This is a genomic window from Luteibacter aegosomatissinici (assembly GCF_023078495.1).
Taxonomy (GTDB): Bacteria; Pseudomonadota; Gammaproteobacteria; order Xanthomonadales; family Rhodanobacteraceae; genus Luteibacter; species Luteibacter aegosomatissinici.
In genome coordinates, this window is record NZ_CP095742.1 from 4,386,706 (window position 1) to 4,404,394 (window position 17,689).

19 protein-coding genes and 1 other RNA gene are annotated in these 17,689 nt (G+C 65.0%); 16 read left to right on the forward strand and 4 right to left on the reverse strand.

The window, feature by feature from the left end; translation table 11 throughout:
* Positions 1-68 precede the first annotated feature (68 nt).
* The 5 genes from pepQ to cydX all read left to right on the forward strand — a co-directional run bounded on the left by pepQ (position 69) and on the right by cydX (position 4,750).
* A complete protein-coding gene (gene pepQ / locus L2Y97_RS19705) occupies positions 69-1,391 on the forward strand; it encodes a Xaa-Pro dipeptidase (RefSeq protein WP_247430006.1) in 1,323 nt (440 codons plus the stop codon).
* Between the two features lie 286 nt (positions 1,392-1,677).
* The gene (gene cydP / locus L2Y97_RS19710) at positions 1,678-1,896 is read left to right on the forward strand and encodes a cytochrome oxidase putative small subunit CydP (protein WP_247430008.1); all 219 of its coding nucleotides are present in this window, start codon (positions 1,678-1,680) and stop codon (positions 1,894-1,896) included.
* Positions 1,896-3,464 carry a cytochrome ubiquinol oxidase subunit I gene (locus L2Y97_RS19715; protein WP_247436926.1) on the forward strand — a complete coding sequence of 523 codons (1,569 nt, stop codon included), beginning with the start codon at positions 1,896-1,898 and terminating at the stop codon, positions 3,462-3,464. Before cydP ends, L2Y97_RS19715 begins: the two co-directional genes overlap by 1 nt.
* A 13-nt stretch (positions 3,465-3,477) precedes the next feature.
* Positions 3,478-4,608 (forward strand): cytochrome d ubiquinol oxidase subunit II, encoded by a 1,131-nt coding sequence (gene cydB / locus L2Y97_RS19720; RefSeq protein ID WP_247430010.1) that lies wholly within the window; start codon positions 3,478-3,480, stop codon positions 4,606-4,608.
* Between the two features lie 13 nt (positions 4,609-4,621).
* Complete coding sequence (gene cydX, locus L2Y97_RS19725; protein WP_247430012.1) at positions 4,622-4,750, forward strand: cytochrome bd-I oxidase subunit CydX; 129 nt, start codon at positions 4,622-4,624, stop codon at positions 4,748-4,750.
* Positions 4,751-4,762: 12 nt separating this feature from the next.
* Here cydX and L2Y97_RS19730 read toward each other — a convergent pair whose 3' ends face one another.
* The gene (locus L2Y97_RS19730; protein ID WP_343218380.1) at positions 4,763-5,995 is read right to left on the reverse strand and encodes an aminopeptidase P N-terminal domain-containing protein; all 1,233 of its coding nucleotides are present in this window, start codon (positions 5,993-5,995) and stop codon (positions 4,763-4,765) included.
* A 44-nt stretch (positions 5,996-6,039) separates the two neighbouring features.
* Positions 6,040-6,606: a UPF0149 family protein gene (locus tag L2Y97_RS19735; RefSeq protein WP_247430016.1), complete on the reverse strand. Its 567-nt coding sequence runs from the start codon at positions 6,604-6,606 to the stop codon at positions 6,040-6,042.
* 115 nt (positions 6,607-6,721) lie between these two features.
* On the opposite strand from L2Y97_RS19735, the gene L2Y97_RS19740 reads away from it, so the two are divergent.
* The 11 genes from L2Y97_RS19740 to L2Y97_RS19790 all read left to right on the forward strand — a co-directional run bounded on the left by L2Y97_RS19740 (position 6,722) and on the right by L2Y97_RS19790 (position 16,405).
* Positions 6,722-6,946 carry a TIGR02449 family protein gene (locus L2Y97_RS19740; RefSeq protein WP_247329781.1) on the forward strand — a complete coding sequence of 75 codons (225 nt, stop codon included), beginning with the start codon at positions 6,722-6,724 and terminating at the stop codon, positions 6,944-6,946.
* A gap of 7 nt (positions 6,947-6,953) precedes the next feature.
* A complete protein-coding gene (locus L2Y97_RS19745) occupies positions 6,954-7,262 on the forward strand; it encodes a cell division protein ZapA (RefSeq protein ID WP_247430018.1) in 309 nt (102 codons plus the stop codon).
* A gap of 8 nt (positions 7,263-7,270) precedes the next feature.
* Positions 7,271-7,454, forward strand: a non-coding RNA gene (gene ssrS, locus L2Y97_RS19750) — 6S RNA.
* A gap of 107 nt (positions 7,455-7,561) precedes the next feature.
* Positions 7,562-8,173, forward strand: coding sequence for a 5-formyltetrahydrofolate cyclo-ligase (locus L2Y97_RS19755; RefSeq protein WP_247430020.1), 612 nt, complete (start codon positions 7,562-7,564; stop codon positions 8,171-8,173).
* Positions 8,170-8,628, forward strand: coding sequence for an EVE domain-containing protein (locus L2Y97_RS19760; RefSeq protein ID WP_247430022.1), 459 nt, complete (start codon positions 8,170-8,172; stop codon positions 8,626-8,628). The genes L2Y97_RS19755 and L2Y97_RS19760 overlap by 4 nt, the downstream gene beginning before the upstream one ends.
* On the forward strand, positions 8,625-9,278 hold the full coding sequence (rpiA, locus tag L2Y97_RS19765; protein ID WP_247430024.1) for a ribose-5-phosphate isomerase RpiA: 654 nt from the start codon (positions 8,625-8,627) through the stop codon (positions 9,276-9,278). Before L2Y97_RS19760 ends, rpiA begins: the two co-directional genes overlap by 4 nt.
* Positions 9,279-9,418: 140 nt before the next feature.
* Entirely contained in the window at positions 9,419-10,867 is a 1,449-nt protein-coding gene (locus L2Y97_RS19770) for a DNA recombination protein RmuC (protein WP_247430025.1), read from the forward strand.
* A 125-nt stretch (positions 10,868-10,992) separates the two neighbouring features.
* Positions 10,993-11,589, forward strand: a complete 597-nt coding sequence (folE, locus tag L2Y97_RS19775; protein ID WP_247430027.1) for a GTP cyclohydrolase I FolE — start codon at positions 10,993-10,995, stop codon at positions 11,587-11,589.
* Positions 11,590-11,591: 2 nt separating this feature from the next.
* Positions 11,592-12,902, forward strand: coding sequence for a hypothetical protein (locus L2Y97_RS19780; RefSeq protein ID WP_247430029.1), 1,311 nt, complete (start codon positions 11,592-11,594; stop codon positions 12,900-12,902).
* Positions 12,895-13,620, forward strand: coding sequence for a hypothetical protein (locus L2Y97_RS19785; protein WP_247430032.1), 726 nt, complete (start codon positions 12,895-12,897; stop codon positions 13,618-13,620). Before L2Y97_RS19780 ends, L2Y97_RS19785 begins: the two co-directional genes overlap by 8 nt.
* Positions 13,613-16,405 carry an AAA family ATPase gene (locus tag L2Y97_RS19790; protein ID WP_247430035.1) on the forward strand — a complete coding sequence of 931 codons (2,793 nt, stop codon included), beginning with the start codon at positions 13,613-13,615 and terminating at the stop codon, positions 16,403-16,405. Before L2Y97_RS19785 ends, L2Y97_RS19790 begins: the two co-directional genes overlap by 8 nt.
* 98 nt (positions 16,406-16,503) lie before the next feature.
* Here the strand turns inward: L2Y97_RS19790 and L2Y97_RS22580 are convergent, their stop codons facing one another.
* Together L2Y97_RS22580 and L2Y97_RS19795 are read right to left on the reverse strand one after the other, a co-directional pair.
* A complete protein-coding gene (locus L2Y97_RS22580; protein ID WP_425492793.1) occupies positions 16,504-16,905 on the reverse strand; it encodes a PIN-like domain-containing protein in 402 nt (133 codons plus the stop codon).
* Entirely contained in the window at positions 16,902-17,606 is a 705-nt protein-coding gene (locus tag L2Y97_RS19795) for a MerR family transcriptional regulator (RefSeq protein WP_247430037.1), read from the reverse strand. The genes L2Y97_RS22580 and L2Y97_RS19795 overlap by 4 nt, the downstream gene beginning before the upstream one ends.
* Between the last annotated feature and the right edge of the window lie 83 nt (positions 17,607-17,689).

Consider the following 17,689-nt stretch of genomic DNA (forward strand, 5'->3'; position numbering starts at 1 on the left):
GGTTGGATAGTGGCGCCCGGAGGCGCACCATAGGTGGTTGCCCCACCCCACACGCCCCGGAGATCCCCATGAACGACGCGCTGGCCGCGCTCTATCCGCAGCACCTCGCCACCCTGCGTGAACGCACCGATGTGGCGCTCGCCCGCGGCGGTTTCGACCACCTGGTGGTCCCGGCCGGCCGCCCGATCACCAAGTTCATGGATGACCTGGACTACCCGTTCACGGTGAACCCGCATTTCAAGCACTGGTTGCCGCTGATCGATGCCCCGGGCAGCTGGCTGGTGTACACGCCCGGGCACAAGCCCAAGCTGGTGTTCTTGCAGCCGCACGATTACTGGCATGTCGTGCCCGAGGCCCCGACCGGCTATTGGGTGGACCATTTCGATATCGTCACCGTGCGCAAGGCCGCCGATGCCATCGCCGAACTGCCGTTGCAGTCGCGCAGCGCGATCATTGGTGACCAGTATTGCGGCGTGAACGAAGTGCAGCCGAACAATCCGTCGGCGGTCACCGATTACCTGCATTACCACCGCGCGTACAAGACACCGTACGAACTCGAGTTGATGCGCGAAGCCAGCCGCCGTGGCGTGCGCGGCCACCGTGCCGCCGAGCAGGCGTTCCGCGAGGGCGCCAGCGAGCTGGGCATCCACCAGGCCTACCTGGCCGCCGTGGGCCAGACCGATGCCGAGCTGCCGTACGCCAGCATCGTGTGCCTCAACGAGCACGCCGCCATCCTGCATTACACGCATTTCGGCCGCGTACCGCCGGCCGAACACCGCTCGTTCCTGATCGATGCGGGCGCCAGCGCCTCCGGCTACGCCAGCGATATCACACGCACGTATGCAGGCAAGAACGCCGGCGAATTCCAGGCGCTCATCGATTCGATGGATGCCGCCGAGCGCTCGTTCGTGGCCAAGGTACGCGCAGGCCAGAACTACCCCGAACTGCATGTGCATGCCCACCATGCCATTGCCGGTGTCCTGCGCGAGCACGGCTTCATCCGCATGAGCGCGGAAAGCGCGGTGGAATCGGGCGTCACCTCGGCGTTCTTCCCGCACGGCCTGGGCCACGGCATCGGCATGCAGGTGCACGACGTCGCCGGCTTCCACGCCTCCGATGCGGGTGGCACCATCGCCAAGCCCGAAGGCCACCCGTACCTGCGCCTTACGCGTAACCTCGAGGCGGGCATGGTCGTGACGATCGAGCCGGGCCTGTACTTCATCGACATGCTGCTCGCCGAACTGAAGAACAAGCCGGCCGCCGCCGACGTCAACTGGGACAAGGTCGATGCGTTCCGCAAGTACGGCGGCATCCGTATCGAAGATGACGTGGTGTGCACCACCGGCGAACCGGAAAACATGACCCGCGACGCGTTCGCGCAGCTGGCATAAGGCCTACCGGGCCATAGCGGTTCGGGGTGCGGCCACGCCGCCGCACCCCCCCCCGCACCGCGAGCAAGCTGGCTCCTGAAGACGGCACGCAACGTGCCGCCGTCTACAGACAATCTACTTAGAACCCGCGCCCTTTATCCGGGTTCAACCTGGCGTATGCTGTGCCCAGGGGAAACAAGCGAAGTAAGCGCGGTCAGGCCGCTGCGACAATCGGCCATCGATCGTGGAAGCATGCCCAGGCCTAAGCTGCCTGCAGATGTTCCAAGGCTATCGCTGGAGTCGCACCATGGATGTCGACGTTCCGCCAAGGCGCCCACGCTGGCGCGACAAACCGCTGCCGAGGCTCGCCCTTGAGCTCTCGGTCATCGTCGTCGCCAAGCTCGCCCTGCTGATGCTCATCTGGTACGTCGCCATCCGGCCCCTGCCCCGCGCGGATGTTTCTCCCGCTGGCGTAGGCCGCGTCCTTGCCCCCGCTTCCGCATCCACCCAGGAAACCAAGCCATGATCGTCGACCCCGAAGTCGTCGGCCTGTCACGCCTGCAGTTCGCGCTGACGGCGCTTTACCACTTCCTGTTCGTACCGCTCACGCTAGGCATGGCCTTCATGCTCGCCATCATGGAGAGCGTGTACGTGATGACCCGGCGCGAAGTATGGAAACGCATGACCCAGTTCTGGGGTGTGCTGTTTGGCATCAACTTCGCCATGGGCGTCGCCACCGGCGTCACCATGGAGTTCCAGTTCGGTACGAACTGGGCGTATTACTCGCATTACGTGGGCGATATCTTCGGTGCGCCACTGGCCATCGAAGGCATGATGGCGTTCTTCCTCGAGTCCACGCTAGTGGGTGTTTTCTTCTTCGGCTGGGAGCGCACGACGCCCCTGAAACACTTGATCGCCACCTGGTTCATGGCCCTGGGCACCTCGCTCTCCGCGCTGTGGATCCTCATCGCCAACGGCTGGATGCAGAACCCGGTCGGCGCCGCCTTCAACGCGCAGACCATGCGCATGGAGGTGACGAAGTTCAGCGACGTGGTGCTGAACCCCGTGGCCCAGGCCAAGTTCGTGCACACGGTGAGCGCCGGCTACACGATGGGCGCGATGTTCGTGCTTTCGATCAGCGCCTGGTACCTGCTGCGCGGGCGCAACGTGGATTTCGCCAAGCGCTCCATGACGGTTGCTGCGAGCTTCGGGCTGGCGGCCTCGCTCTCGGTCGTGGTCCTGGGTGACGAATCGGGCTACACCGTGTCCGAGAACCAGAAGATGAAGATGGCCGCCATCGAGGCCATGTGGGAAACCGAGCCGGCGCCCGCCTCGTTCACCCTGTTTGGCTTTCCGGATGTCGCGAAGCGCGAAACGCATGCGGCGATCCGCGTGCCCTGGCTCATGGGGCTGATCGGTACACGCTCGATCGATGAGCCGATCCTTGGCATCGATTCGCTGGTGGACGATGCGAAGGTGCGGATCGGCGATGGCATCAAGGCGTACGATGCCATGCTGGTGCTGCGCGAGAACAAGGATGATGCGCAGGCAAAAGCGATCCTTGCGGCACACGACAAGGACATGGGCTATGCGTTGCTGTTGAAGCGCTTCATCGATGACCCGCGCAAGGCGACGCCAGCCGATATCGAACGCGCGGCCGAAAGCACGATTCCGAACGTGCCGGTGCTGTTCTGGTCGTTCCGCCTCATGGTGGCCTGCGGGTTCTGGTTCATCGGATTGTTTGCGTATGCGTTCTGGCGCGCCAGCAAGCGCCGCCTCGAAGGCAAGGCGTTCCTGCGCATCGCCCTGTGGAGCCTGCCCTTACCGTGGGTGGCCGCGGAGCTGGGCTGGATCGTCGCCGAATACGGCCGGCAGCCCTGGGCGATCGAGGGGGTACTGCCGACGGCACTGGGTGCATCGTCGCTTACCCCTGGCCAGGTATGGATATCGCTCGGTGGCTTCGTGCTGTTCTACACCGCGCTTGCCGTGATCGATGGCTACCTGATGGTGAAGTTCGCCAGGAAGGGACCCGATGGCCTGGGCATGTGGCCGCCCTCGCCTGCCCCGCTACCGACCACCGCCCAGACCGCCTGAAGGAGCGCGCGACATGCTTGATTACGAGATCCTTCGCGTCATCTGGTGGGCCCTGATCGGCGTGCTGCTGGCGGCATTCGCGATCATGGATGGCTTTGACTTTGGCGTGGCCGCGCTGCTGCGCGTCCTCGGCCGCGACGAGCACGAGCGCCACGTACTGCTGGAGACGATCGAGCCCACGTGGGAAGGCAACCAGGTGTGGTTCATCCTGGGCGGCGGCGCGGTGTTCGCGGCGTGGCCGCTCCTGTATGCCGCATCGTTCTCAGGGCTATACGTCGCGATGTTCGTGCTGCTACTGGCCTTCATCATTCGCCCCGTGGGCTTCAACTTCCGCGAGAAAGTGGAAAACCCGACCTGGACACGCGCGTGGGATTACGGCCTGGTGGCATCGGGCGTCATCGTCATGCTGGTGTGCGGCGTGGCGTTCGGCAACCTGTTCCTCGGGCTGCCGTTCCACTACGACGGCGACCTGCGCATGACCTGGGACGGCACGTTCTTCGAACTGTTCCGTCCGTTCGCACTGCTGTGCGGCCTGGTGAGCCTTAGCATGCTGCTCACGCACGGTGCGGCGTGGGTCGCCATGAAAGCCGACGAGTCGATCGCGGCGCGGGCAGCCCGGACGGCGCGCATCACGTCGCTCGTCTACGTGGTGCTGTTCGTGCTGGCCGGCATCTGGCTGGCCTACGGCATACCCGGGTATGCGGTGGCCGGGCCGGTGGTAACCGATGGCGTTTCCAATCCCCTGGCGAAGCAGGTAGCGGTGGGGGCCTCGTGGTTCGTCGGCTACATGGCCCACCCGTTCTTCTGGATCGCGCCGGTCGTCGCCTTCATCGGTGCACTGGGCGTGCAGCTGTTCGTCGCGCGCCAGGGCTTCCTCGGCTTCTTCAGCAGCTGCCTTTCCGTGGCCGGCACCATCGCGGCGGCCGGCTTCGCGCTGTTCCCGTTCCTGATGCCCTCGTCGGTGGATCCGCGCTCGAGCCTCACGGTGTGGGATGCCTCATCCAGCCAGGGCACGCTGTTCCTCATGATGTGCCTGGCCATCGTGTTCCTGCCGATCATCATCCTGTACACGACGTGGGTGTTCCGCGTCATGCGCGGCCGCGTCAGCCTCGAACACGTGCGCAAGTCGCACAACATGTACTGAGGAGTAGCAACTCATGTGGTATTTCTCGTGGATCCTCGGCCTGGGCCTGGCCTGCACCTTCGCCATCCTCAATGCGATGTGGTTCGAAGTACACGCGGATGACGAAGCGCACCAGAAAAAAGACGGGCACCCGTTGCTGTAACCACCACGGCACCTAGGGGAAGGTTTTGGGCACCATCGCGGTCATCACTTCGGGCGCACCCTTGGTGACCGCGATATCGTCTTCGATGCGGATGCCGATGCCGCGCCAGCGCTCGGGCACGGATTTGTCGTTCGGCGGGATGTACACGCCGGGCTCGACGGTCAGCACCATGCCCTCTTCGAGCACGCGCGGTTCGCCGTCGATCCGGTAATCGCCCACGTCATGTACGTCCAGGCCCAGCCAATGGCCGGTCTTGCTGGGGAAGTACTGTTTATAGGCGCCCTCGGCGATCACCCGCTCCACCCCGCCCTTCAGCAGGCCAAGGGCACACAGGCCGGAAGCGATCACCCGCACGGCCTCGCGGTGTGAATCGGCGAACGCACGGCCCGGCCGCACCGCATCGATCGCTGCCATCTGGGCTTCATAAACGATGTCATAAAGCGCGCGCTGTTCAGGACTGAACGTGCCATCCACGGGGTAGGTACGGGTGATATCCGAGGCGTAGCAATCCACCTCCGCGCCGGCATCGACCAGCAGCAGGTCGCCCGCCTTCAGCGTGGCGCGGTTGGCCTGGTAATGCATGATGCAGGCGTTCGCGCCACCGGCGATGGTCGGAGGGAATGCCGGCACCGCACCGCGGCTGCGGATCGTGCGCAGGATTTCCCCTTCGATTTCGTACTCGGCCACGCCAGGCCGCGCCAGGGCCATGGCGGCCAGGTGAGCGGCACCGGCAACCTCGGCCGAACGGCGCATCAGCGCCAGCTCATCGCGCGACTTGAACAGGCGCAGGTCGTGCAGCAGGTGGCTCAGGGCCACCAGATCCTTTGGTACCACGCCACCACCCCGCGCCGTGCGCAGGCGGCGCATCCAGCCGAGCAGTCGGGCATCAAAGTCCGGCTCCTGGCCGAAATGGCAGTACACCCGCGCCCGGCCTTCGATCATCCCCGGCAGGATGTCGTCGATGTCATCGATCGGAAACGCGTCATCCAGCTTCAGTTCGCGGGCCGCGCGATCGGTGCCCATGCGCTCGCCATCCCAGCGTTCGCGTTCCGCATCGCGCTCGCGGCAAAACAGCACGGTTTCACCATGTGCCCGGCCCGGCAGCAGGGCAAGGACGGCCTCGGGTTCGCCAAAACCGGTGAGGTAGTGGAAATCGGAATCCTGGCGGTATGGCCAGGGCGCATCGGCGTTGCGCATGCGCTCGGGCGCGGCGGCGAGGATCAGCACCGCATCCTCGCCGGCCATGCGCATGAGCTCCCGGCGACGCCGGGCGTATTCAGCCGCCGCGATCAATGCCGCGTATCGCTCGCCGGTTCCTGGCGGGCCGCCATCTCCGCATGCAGCGTAAGTGCGCCCACCCGCACGTATTCTTCCAGTTCGATCAGCGAATCTTCATCGCCATCCACGTCGTCATCCAGGGTGACTTCGGTGGAAGCAATGGTCGCCATGTCGCGGAGGATCTCGCGGGCATCTTCACTCAGGGCCTTTGCCGCTTCGGGCGAGCCGCCCAGGCCAAAACCGCCCAGGAAACCGCGCGTCCAGTCGGCCAGCCCTTCCACGCGCTCGTGGAGCGGCGATTCGTCATCGGGCACCCAGGGCATGAAGCTCAGGTCGGTATCCGCCAGCCATTCTTCGGTCTGGTGGCGAAGCCGTCCGAGCATCGCCGCTTCGTTGGCGTTGGGTGCCGGATCGGGCTCGATCTTCAATGCGTCCAGCACGTTACCGCCGGGGAAGCTACCGCCTGCGCTGATGTATCCCACCAGCGAACCGTGGAACTCGCTGACCGTGGTGGCCAGGTTGCAACGCCCGATAAGTTCAGCGATGTCTTCGGGATCGACGGTCTGGTTAGCCGACATGGCGGGTACTCCTCAAGGATCGGCTTTAAGTCTAATGCACCCGGCCAGTGGGGTCGTGGCCGAATTCACCTTCACGGCCTGCTGACAAGCGACGAACCCCTGTTATAGTCCGCGCATGACGAACCCGGATGCCTTCAAGACTGAATTGGAAGCCCTGAGCGCGACGCTCGACCGGCTCGTCGATACTGTCCGTCGCCTGACGGAAGAAAACCGCAGCCTGCGTCACAGCCAGGAGCAACTGGCCAACGAGCGAGCCAGCCTCATGGCGCGCAACGAGCAGGCCCGCAGCCGCGTCGAAGCCATGATCCAGCGCCTGAAGGCGCTGGAGAACACGGGTTGATTCCAGCATGAATGCACCGAGCCACGAACCCGTATCCCTGCGGCTCCTCGACCGCGAGTTCCATATCGCCTGCGCGCCCGAAGAGCGTGAAGGCCTGGTGGCAGCCGCCCGGTTCCTGGATGACAAGATGCGTGAACTGAAGTCCAGCGCCAAGGTGCCTGGCTTCGATCGCATTGCCGTCCTGGCCGCCGTGAGCATCGCCCACGAGCTGCTCACCCTGCGCGGGCAGCACAACACGCAGGAACAGGCCCTGACCGATGGGTTGGCCTCCTTGCGCAGAAAGCTTGATGGTCTGCTCGACGCATCGGTAAAATAAGCGCCGGGCGTTCCCTGCGGTGCTCGCCAGCGCACTTTACATTTGCCTTGTTCCTACATACGACCCCGGGTCGGCCTTACACGGTTGTTGCGCATGTCCGCCTTCGTACGGAAAGCCTTGAGACCGTGTGGCTCTCCCACCTGATCCTTTGGATCAAGGTCGTTTGGTGCGCAGCGGCATCGCGGAGAACGCCTCTTTCTTTTGCCGGCCGGCCCCCAGGGGCCGGTCAGCGCCTTGCCCGCGGCACCGGGCGTGGCGGCTCACGGGCGCCCAGGACCGTGCCGTTCGGCTGAACGACCATGTCAAAGCTCCCCGAGAGACGTGAACTGCGGGCCGATCTTGTCCAGCGCCGCCGCGAGCTGAAGCCCGCCGAGCGGGTCGCCGCGGCCGCCGGCCTGCGCCATTCGCTGGAACAGCTGCCCGAATTCCTTACCGACAAGCACGTGGCCGGCTACTGGGCCACGGGCGGCGAGTTGCCGCTCAACGTGGCCATCGGGCCGCTCGGCGAACGCGGGCAGACCTTCTACCTGCCCATCGTCACCAAGACAGCCGGCAAGAAGCGCCTCACCTTTGCGCCGTGGACCACGGGCGAGGACGTCGAATCCAACGAGCTGGGTATTCCCGAACCCAAGGCCGCGTCGCACATCATCGAGGCCGACAAGCTCGACCTCGTGCTGGTGCCACTGCTGGGCTTCGACCGCAAGGGCAACCGCCTGGGTTTCGGCGGCGGCTACTACGATCGCAGCTTCGAGTTCCTGCGCGGGCAGAAGCGCCCGGCGCAACCACTGCTGATCGGTGTCGGCTATTCCTTCCAGGAACTGCCGGGCATCGAAACCGCGGAGTGGGATATCAAGCTCGATTACATCGCCACCGAAAAAGAACTGATCGACTGCACCGAAGGCGCGGAATGAAGTATTGGCTGATGAAGTCCGAGCCGGACGCGTTTTCCATCGACGACCTGCAGCGCAAGGGCGTCGAACCCTGGGATGGCGTGCGTAACTACCAGGCACGGAACTTCATGCGTGATGGCATGAAGGTCGGCGACAAGATCTTCTTCTACCACTCGAATACGGACGTTCCGGGCATCGTGGGCATCGCCACCGTGGCGTCGCCGGCCTACCCGGATGAGAGCCAGTTCAACCCCAAGTCGAAGTACTACGACGAGAAGGCCAGGCGCGAAGAACCGCGCTGGATGCTGGTCGATGTGAAGTTCGAACGGAAGTTCAAGCGCACCATCTCGCTGGATGAAATGAAGAACCTTGATGAACTGGCGGATATGCCGCTGGTGCGCAAGGGCAACCGCCTTTCCGTGATGCCGGTCGCCAAGCACGACTGGGACATCATCCTGAAGCTGGAAAAAGCATGAGCCAGGACAACGAGAAGCGTCTCGCCGCCGAAACCGCCGCATTCAAGTACGTCGGCAACGGCCCCAAGGGCCGGATCATCGGCGTGGGTACCGGCTCCACGGTGAACTTCTTCATCGATGAGCTGCCGCAGTACCGCGACAGCATCAAGGCCTGCGTTTCCAGTTCCGAGGCCTCCAGCGACCGCCTGCGCAAGCTGGGCTTCGACGTGATGGACCTGAACGCCGCAGGGCGCCTGGACCTTTACGTGGATGGCGCCGACGAGTGCGATGGCAACAAGTGCCTGATCAAGGGCGGCGGCGCCGCGCTCACGCGCGAAAAGATCGTCGCCGCGGCATCGGACAAGTTCGTCTGCATCATCGATGCCACCAAGCAGGTCGAAGTGCTGGGCAAGTTCCCGCTGCCCATCGAGGTGATCCCGATGGCGCGCAGCCTGGTCGCCCGTGAAATCACCGCCATGGGCGGCACGCCGGTGTGGCGCGATGGCGTCACCACCGATAACGGCAACTGGATCATTGATGTGCATAACTGGCAGATCAAGGATCCGGTGGCGCTGGAGGCCCAGCTCAACCAGATCACCGGCATTGTCTGCGTCGGCCTGTTCGCCAAGCGCCGCGCCGATGTCGTCATCGTGGGCAATCGCGAGATCTGAGATCCGTTACCGGCAGGCTACCCCTGCCCCGCGTAGGAGCCCACCCCGTGGGCGACATCTTTCGCGATGACGCACGGGCCCTGATGCGCCCTGCAGAACATGTCGCCCACAGGGTGGGCTCCTACCGTTAAGCTCGCCGCATGAATCTCGAAACGCTGTTGCTATTTGCCCTGCTCGTGGTCGGCGTTGCTTGCCTCGCCCTGCTTTTCGCCCTTCTCGCCCGCGGTAAACGCGATAACGGCAGTGCCGCGAAGCTGGACGCCCTGCGCGATGACACCCGCCGCCTGGAGGGCGTGCTGCGCGACGAACAGCGCGCTGGCCGCGGTGAGCTGGGCGAAAGCTTTGGCCAGTTCCGCGGCCACGTGCAGGATCAGCTGCAAGCCGCCGCCACCCATCAGCACGAGCGCATCGAGGGTTTCGGCCGCCGGCTGGACCAGCTCACCGAGCGCACCGACCTTGGCCTGCAGACACTGCGCCAGGGCATGGCCGACGATGCACGCAAGACCCGCGAAGAATCGGCCCTCGCCCTCAAGCACTTTGGTGAACAGCTCGACCAGCGTTTCACCGCGCTCACGGCCGATAACGAAAAGCGCATGGCCGACATGCGCGGCACGCTGGAGACGCGCCTGGCCGCGATCCAGCAGGACAACGCCGCCAAGCTCGAGCAGATGCGCGCCACCGTGGACGAGAAGCTCCAGGCTACCCTGGAGACCCGCCTCGGCCAGTCGTTCCAGCTGGTATCCGAACGCCTGGAGGCCGTGCAGCGTGGCCTCGGCGAAATGCAGGCACTGGCCGCCGGCGTGGGCGACCTGAAGCGCGTGCTCACCAACGTGAAGACCCGCGGCACGTTTGGCGAAGTGCAGTTGGGCGCCCTGCTCGAGCAGATCCTGGTGGCCGAGCAGTACGACGCCAACGTGGCCACCGTGCCCGGTTCCGCTGAGCGCGTGGAATTCGCGATCCGTTTGCCGGGCGCCGACGACGGCACCCCGGTGTGGCTGCCGATCGACGCCAAATATCCGGTGGAGGATTACCAGCGCCTGCTGGAGGCCCAGGATGCGGCCGATGCCGAGGGTGTGACCAGCGCCGGCAAGGCGCTGGAACTGCGCGTCCGAGAGGAAGCCAAGCGCATTCGCAGCAAGTACGTGGCACCGCCACACACCACGGATTTCGCCATCCTGTTCCTGCCCACCGAAGGCCTGTACGCCGAGGTAATCCGCCGCCCCGGCCTTTCCGACCAGTTGCAGCGCGACCACCGCGTGACGGTGGCCGGCCCGACCACGCTCACCGCCCTGCTCAACAGCCTGCAGATGGGTTTCCGCACCCTGGCCATCGAGAAGCGTTCCTCCGAGGTCTGGCAGGTGCTGGGCGCGGTGAAGAATGAGTTCGGCAAGTTCGGCGTGGTGCTGGAGAAAACGCGCAAGCAGCTGGATACGGTGCGCAACAGCATCGATAACGCCGGTATCCGCACCCGTGCCATTGAGCGCAAGCTGCGCGGCGTGGAGACACTGGGTGGGGACGAGACCCAGCGTCTGCTGGACCTGGCGCCGGGGGGCGATGAGCCTGAGGCTGAGGGCGAAGCCGAGGACTGAGGTGGCCCGGATCGCGCGCAAGCGCGCTCCTTCACGGGGCGCCGCCACGCATGGGCTCGCCTGCCCGGCGGAGCCGCCCCGCGTTACAATGGCGGTTTGCACCCGCCTTTAAGGAACCCACCCCGATGAGCGACGATTCCCAGTCCCGTCCGGTCACCCGCGAACAGGCCGAAGAGGCCGTGCGCACCCTGCTGCTCTGGGCCGGTGAGGATCCGAAGCGCGAAGGCCTGCTCGATACGCCCAAGCGCGTGGTCAAGGCTTACTCGGACTGGTTCAAGGGCTACGACGAGGATCCGGCCGAGTACCTGCGCCGTACCTTCAAGGAAGTCGAAGGCTACGACGAGATGATCGTGCTGCGCGATATCGAGTTTGAAAGCCACTGCGAGCACCACATGGCGCCGATCATCGGCCGCGCCCACGTGGGCTACGTGCCGACCGATCGCGTCGTCGGCATCAGCAAGCTGGCCCGCGTGGTCGATGGCTTCGCCCGCCGCTTCCAGGTGCAGGAAAAGCTCACGGCTCAGATCGCGCATTGCATCGAAGACACGCTGCGCCCGCGCGGTGTGGGCGTGGTGATCGATGCCAGCCACGAATGCATGACCACGCGCGGCGTGCACAAGCGCGGTGTCTCGATGGTGACCAGCCAGATGCTCGGCAGCTTCCGTGAGGATCCGCGTACACGCGGCGAGTTCCTCCGTTTCGTTGGCGTCGACCGTCGCTGACCTTGAACGGGCCAGTCGATACCACCGTCCACGACGAACGTTTGCAGGATCTCTTCCGCGACGGTGTCGTCGCCGAGGACCTTCCCACTGTCTTCCCGCTGCTGCGCGGCCGCGGGTTGCTGCGTGCGTTTTCCGCGCTGTTCCACGGCAGCGAGGCGCAGGTGCTCCTGCGCTTGCTGGTGCTGCGCACGATCGGCGCGCGCACGCATGCCACGGAATGGACGCCGCAGGAGATCCGGGACCAGCTCGCCTTCGTCGACCCGGTCAAGCTCGAGACCGTCGTCCAGCGCCTGAAGGACCACGATCTCCTCGTCTACGACACCGAGACCCTCCGCTATCGCGTAGGCCCCGTAGGCCGCAAGGCGCTGGGCGCCCTGGCGACCATGCTGGAGTTCGAGAACGACGATGACGACGGCCTCGGCTACCTGACGGCGCAGCTGGCCGCCGGCCAGGCCGTGGGCCGCGTGTCGGTCGATGAGCTGGGCCACCTGCTCTCGCGCCTCACCGAGCTGAAGGAAGACTTCGACCGCGCCGTGCTCTCCGGCTCGGAGCACCGCATCCGCCGCGCTGCCGAGCGCCTGGATTCGGTATGGATCTGGGTCGAGAAAGGCACCGAGATCGTCGCCGCCATTACCGAGGGCGATGAACTCGAGCCGGTCGCCCACCGGCTGGCCCAGGCCGTGGGTCGCGCGCAGAGCGGCCTGCTCCGCCAGGCCGGTGTGTTCCAGCGTGAACTGAACAAGATCGACCAGCACCGCGTGCACCTGGGGCGCACGGGCTTGTCCTCATCCGATCTCGTCGGCTGGCTGCGCGCGCAGGATGTCGACACCCTGGCCGCCTTCGAGGAGGGCCAGCTTTCGCTGCCGCTGCCCGCGCCCTTCCTGCACGATCAGATTGCCCTGGACGTGGCGGAATACGAACTGCTCGAACGCGAGCGCCTGGCTGCCGAGGTCACGACGTTACCCGGTGCCGAGGAACCACCGGATACCGCCGACCTGCCCATGGGCGAGGAAGACCTGCGCTACCTCGATGACTGGCATGCCGAGCTGGCCGCGATCACCGCGCCACGCGAGCTGGCCGACACGCTGATTGGCACCGACTACGCGCTATCGGCGTACCGCCTGTCGCTGCTCGGCCTGCTGGGTGACCCCGAATCCGCGGCGCTGGAGGGCGGTACCGCCGACCTCGCCCGCCTGCCGCTCGCGCTTGAGATTGAGCCGGTGCTGATCGACCCCGAATTGCCCCAGATCGCCCTGGTGAGCGCCGGCCGCCTGCGCCCGCGCGAACCTGCGAAGGACACCCCCGATGCATGATGAAACCGCCAGCCTGGTGACCCGCCTGCTTGCGCAACGCTGGCTGCCGCGCGACGACGCGCAGGCGCGCAAGGCGCTGCTCGACGAGGCCTTCCGCGAAGACCTGGACCGCCGCCTGGAAGCAGTGGGCCTGGAACTGCGCGAACACCCCTATGCCGCCTACATCGGCCTGGCCGTGGCGCGGCGCAGCGAGCGCGCGGTGTTCGGCGGCAGCGATAGCTGGATCTCCAACACCATGCAGCTGGATCGCGATGGCGTCGCCTTGCTCGTCGTCATCTGGGCGCTGATCGTGTTGCCCAAGCGCCAGCGCCAGGTCGAGCGCCAGGAAGTCGAAGCCAAGGCGTCCCAAGGCCAGATGTTCGCCGAAGAGAAGCCCATCCCGCGCGACCCGACCATTTCGCCGGTGATCGCCGAGCGTACGCTGCTTGCCGACTTCGCCGAGAAGCTGGGTGGCAAGACGCGCGTGAACTTCAACCTCGGTACGCTCAACCGCCTGGGTTTCATCGTGCGCCGCAAGGGCGAAGTGGCGGAAGGCCCGTTACTTGATCTCGCATTCGATTATGAACGCACCGCGCGACGCATCCTGGATGGTGCCCTTGGCGACCTGCTTGCCGATGCCGCGACGCGCGCCACGAACACGCCCGTAAGCGATACCGACGACGAGCCGCTGTACGACACCGACACCGAAGCCGATCCCGAGGGCACCACCGATGTTTGATTTCCGCAGCCTCGAGGTCGTCCATTGGGATTACTGGCAGCGTTTCAGCCTGCCGCTCGATACGAACATCGTTACCGTCGTCGGGCCGAACGGCTCGGGCAAGACCACCCTGCTCGATGCGCTGCGCACGTTGCTCACCATCGACTGCGCGGGCAACCGTGATTACAAGAGCTACCTGCGCCACAACGGCAAGCCGTTAGCGTGGCTGCGCGCCCGCGTCGGAAACATTCCCGGGCCGAACGGCGAACGCCCCTTCTTCCCCTTGATGGATCGCGAGGTCACCCTCGCCTGCCGCATCCAGAAGAAGGGCGGCGAGTGGACGCGCCAGTACGCCGTGCTCGGCGGCGACGTGAGCGTGGAAGAGATCGAGGCGCGCAACGATTTCCTGGGCCTGCGCGAGTACCGCGTGCGCCTGGAAGGCGCCGGCCTGTCGCAGGCCATTCGCCGCGTACTCACGCTGGAACAAGGTGCCACGGACAAGCTGTGCCAGCTGCCCCCGAAAGCCCTGCTCGACCTGGTCTTCGATGTGTTCGGCGACAAGGCGGTGCTCGATGATTACCAGCGCGCGCGCAACGAGCAGGCCGAGGCCGACCGCGAACAACACGGCCTGGAGCACCAGCTTTCGCTCATCGGCGTCAGCCTGCAGGAAGCCGAGGCACGCGCGCGCTCCTACCAGGAATGGAACCACCTGAAGGACGAACGCGTATCGCTGGTGGCCGAAGTGCTGCCGCGTACCGAGTTCGCCGACCTGGCGGCCAGCGTGCGCGGTGCCCGGCCGGCGCTGAACGGCATCAAGCGCCGCGTCAACGAGCTGGAGCAGCGGGATGCCGAGCTTACCCGCCAACTCGCCGAGCTTGATGCCCATGGCGAACAACTGCGCGGCGAACAGCACGAAGCCGACATCGCTCGCCAGTCCACGCAGAAGAGCCTGGATGCCGCCCGCGCGGCGCTGGCCCAGAACGACCTGGTCATTCGCCAGGAAAACCGCCTGCGCGAAATGGTCGCCGCCCAGAACGGTGCCGATCACGAGCGGCTTGCCGATATCGCCCGCGATGCCCGCGCCCGACTGCATGCACTGCAGAACGAGGAAGCGGCGTTGCGCCAGGACCTGGGCACGCTCACCACCAAGCTTTCCGCGTGGCGTAGCGGCCGTCGTTATACGCCCGAGTTCGAGGCAGGTTTCCGCCGCGCGCTCGATGAGGCCGGCATCCGCCATAGCATGCTCAGCGAGATCGTCGAGATCACGCAGCCGCGCTGGCAGCCCGCCGTCGAAGCCGTATTGGCGGGTTATCGCCACGTGGTTCTGCTCGATGATCCGCGCGATCGCGAGAAAGCATGGAAGCTCGGCGAAGCAATGCGCTACAAACACTTCGTCGTCGCCGACCGCGCGCCTGCCGAGAAGCCGGTGGCCGGCTCGCTGCACGAAGTGGTCGAATTCTCTGCCGCTGCGCCGGACTGGCTGCTGCGCAATCTCGATCGCATCCAGCGCGTGGAAGATGTAGCAGAGGGCTCGAAGCTCGGCCGCGAGCAGGACTGGATCACCCCACAGGGCTATTTCCGCGAACGCCGTGGCGGCCGCCACCTGGGCGTCGATGACATGTACTTCGGCGCCTCCGCGCGCGAGCGCCAGCTCCGCGATGGTGAAGCCAGGCTGCGCGAGATCGAGGGCCGCCTGCGCGAGATCGCCGATGAGCGCAAAACGGCTTCGGCCCAGGCTGGCGATGCGGAAAGCATCCTGCGTGGTGCCAATGCAAGCAGCCAGCTCGCCGACCGTGCAGAAGAGTTCAATGAAGCGCGTGATTTGCAGCCACGCCTGCAGGAAGATGTGCAGCGCACCGCTGATAGTCACGCCGCCGCCGAGCAGTACTACGAAGGCGTACGCGAGAAGCGGCTGAACATCTCGAACGGACGCGACAATGCCGCCCGCGAACAACGCAGCGTACAGAACCAGCTCGCCGATGGCGTGCGCCAGTACCATCAATCGCGCAGTGAGCAGGTCGATCGCCTGAAGGCCTTCCGCGCGAAGCGCAAGCATGTAGCGTTGGCCCACCGTACGCGCACTGCAATCGCTGCCCTGCGCGAACGCTTCGAATCACCGGCCGCCGTGCGCCGCGAGCTGGATCGCGTGGAACGCCGCCTGGAAGAAGGCCACTGGGAGCAGGATGCCAGCGTACTGGCCCTGCGCGAGAAGCTGGGCGCGGATCACGATGGCCTGAAGCACGATCTCGAGAAGCGCCGCCTGCACCTGGAGCGCGCCGGCCGCATCACGCACGAAGCCCGCGGCGCCTACATCCAGGTGCTGCGCAATACGGTCAAACGCTACGCCAGGAACCTGAAGGTGCTGGCCGATCTCGCCGGCATCGGCGTGGACGTGGACCTGCCCGAACTCAACAACGACGATCTCGCCCTCGCCTCGGCGGCACTCACCGTGCGCTTCGAGTTCGACAAGAAGGGCTGGATCGGCATGGATGATGGCGAGGCCTCGGGTGGCCAGCAGGTGATGAAGTCACTGCTGCTGCTCGTCGCCCTCATGCGCGATGAAGACCGCCCCGGCGGCTTCGTGTTCATCGACGAACCGTTCGCCCATCTCGACATCTTCAACATCGACAAGGTCGGTGCGTTCCTCAAGAGCACCCGAGCGCAATACATCCTGACCACGCCCGCCACGCACAACGTCAACGTGTTCCAGCCGTCGGAGCTGACACTGGTGACCAGCAAGCGCCGGCCGGGGGCGGTTTGGGCGCAGCCGTTGGCGGTGCTGCGGCGCCGGGCCGAGGTGGCCTGATGCACGAGGAGGCTGCCGACCAGCCTTGGGGGCCGCGGGCCGCAGACGAAAGCACTCGACCTCGCTGCCCAACTGCCGGTCGCAGCTATTCTCAAGCGTTAGCCAACTCGCTCAAACCGTCGGCTCTCCGATCGCCATGGCACGATGTATATACCTGGCCTACGGAGCGTAGAGCATGCATTCAACAACCTGGGCCACCAGTGGACCAGGCGCGAAGCCTTTTCGAAGAAGGTATGCGGTGACCAACTTTTTGAAAGCACAAAGACGATAAGATTTCCTTCGGTGATGGCATCTCGCTCGTCCTGGCTTTTGTGATGGTAATCGTGGGAAACGTGGACATCGACGCCAAACGATGCAGCCTTCGAGAGAATCCATGTATCGGCAGTCCCACGCTCGTGCATACTCGTGACATGAACCACCTGGTGCCCGATGTCTTGAACAAGGCAGTCCAGCGCGCGGGCAAGCGCCGGAGCGATATTTTCGTCGATCTGAGCCTTCACAACGCGCAAGCCCGTTTTTCGAAGCGCACAGCGGCACGAACCTCAGCCTCGGTAATTTCGTACTGCCACGCAACGAACTTCGCATCTTCCTTGTCCGCTTTGTAAGCCGCGGCAATGGCGATAGTGGGAACGCCTGATTCCGTGAGAATGGGGTCCCCGGCGCGCCGGTTGGGGTCCAGTACGATGATTTGGCTACGCGAAACCGGAAACCAGCGCGTGACCTGGCCGTCGCCATCTATTTCGAGACCACGGCGGAGACTCGGCCCGGAGACGAGGCTGAGGACACGTCGCCGGCTATCTTCATTCAGTCGTGCGAGGCTGACACCTTCCACGGCGAGTGCTTCGCGGAAGATTTGCTTTCCGAGTCGTCGAAAGGCGTTACTTGAAAGCGGATACGGCACGCGAAGTTGCGCCCGCCCCAGTTCGAGGGTGCGCCGAATGACAGGTAACGTGACTCCCGCGCCGCGCATGGCGCGAACAAATCGCAACTCCACGAGGTCACGAAAACTTATGCCCTTTCGACGCCACGTGAGCAACTCCGAATCCCATAGGGGCGCGGGACCACCTTCCTTCGGCTGCGGCGTATAGGCCCGAATCCAACGACGTAGGTCGCGCGGCGTTGCACCGATGTAGCGGGCGGCATCCCAAAATGAATAGATGCCGATGCCAAAGGGAAATGGACGAGATTCAAATGTTTTCATGCGCGCATCGTAAAGACTGCGCGCTTGATGACGAATCAGACAATTGCCCGACCTCGTGTAGGAATCCCTCTACAAACGAAGTC

Coding starts and splice junctions, on each gene's coding strand:
- rpiA (WP_247430024.1), top strand. CDS start 8,625: ATGAGCCAGGACAACGAGAAGCGTCTCGCCGCCGAAACCGCCGCATTC.
- cydX (WP_247430012.1), top strand. CDS start 4,622: ATGTGGTATTTCTCGTGGATCCTCGGCCTGGGCCTGGCCTGCACCTTC.
- L2Y97_RS19730 (WP_343218380.1), bottom strand. CDS start 5,995: ATGGCCGGCGAGGATGCGGTGCTGATCCTCGCCGCCGCGCCCGAGCGC.
- pepQ (WP_247430006.1), top strand. CDS start 69: ATGAACGACGCGCTGGCCGCGCTCTATCCGCAGCACCTCGCCACCCTG.
- L2Y97_RS19770 (WP_247430025.1), top strand. CDS start 9,419: ATGAATCTCGAAACGCTGTTGCTATTTGCCCTGCTCGTGGTCGGCGTT.
- L2Y97_RS19755 (WP_247430020.1), top strand. CDS start 7,562: ATGTCAAAGCTCCCCGAGAGACGTGAACTGCGGGCCGATCTTGTCCAG.
- L2Y97_RS19790 (WP_247430035.1), top strand. CDS start 13,613: ATGTTTGATTTCCGCAGCCTCGAGGTCGTCCATTGGGATTACTGGCAG.
- cydB (WP_247430010.1), top strand. CDS start 3,478: ATGCTTGATTACGAGATCCTTCGCGTCATCTGGTGGGCCCTGATCGGC.
- L2Y97_RS19785 (WP_247430032.1), top strand. CDS start 12,895: ATGCATGATGAAACCGCCAGCCTGGTGACCCGCCTGCTTGCGCAACGC.
- folE (WP_247430027.1), top strand. CDS start 10,993: ATGAGCGACGATTCCCAGTCCCGTCCGGTCACCCGCGAACAGGCCGAA.
- L2Y97_RS19760 (WP_247430022.1), top strand. CDS start 8,170: ATGAAGTATTGGCTGATGAAGTCCGAGCCGGACGCGTTTTCCATCGAC.
- L2Y97_RS19735 (WP_247430016.1), bottom strand. CDS start 6,606: ATGTCGGCTAACCAGACCGTCGATCCCGAAGACATCGCTGAACTTATC.
- L2Y97_RS19740 (WP_247329781.1), top strand. CDS start 6,722: ATGACGAACCCGGATGCCTTCAAGACTGAATTGGAAGCCCTGAGCGCG.
- L2Y97_RS19745 (WP_247430018.1), top strand. CDS start 6,954: ATGAATGCACCGAGCCACGAACCCGTATCCCTGCGGCTCCTCGACCGC.
- cydP (WP_247430008.1), top strand. CDS start 1,678: ATGGATGTCGACGTTCCGCCAAGGCGCCCACGCTGGCGCGACAAACCG.
- L2Y97_RS19795 (WP_247430037.1), bottom strand. CDS start 17,606: ATGAAAACATTTGAATCTCGTCCATTTCCCTTTGGCATCGGCATCTAT.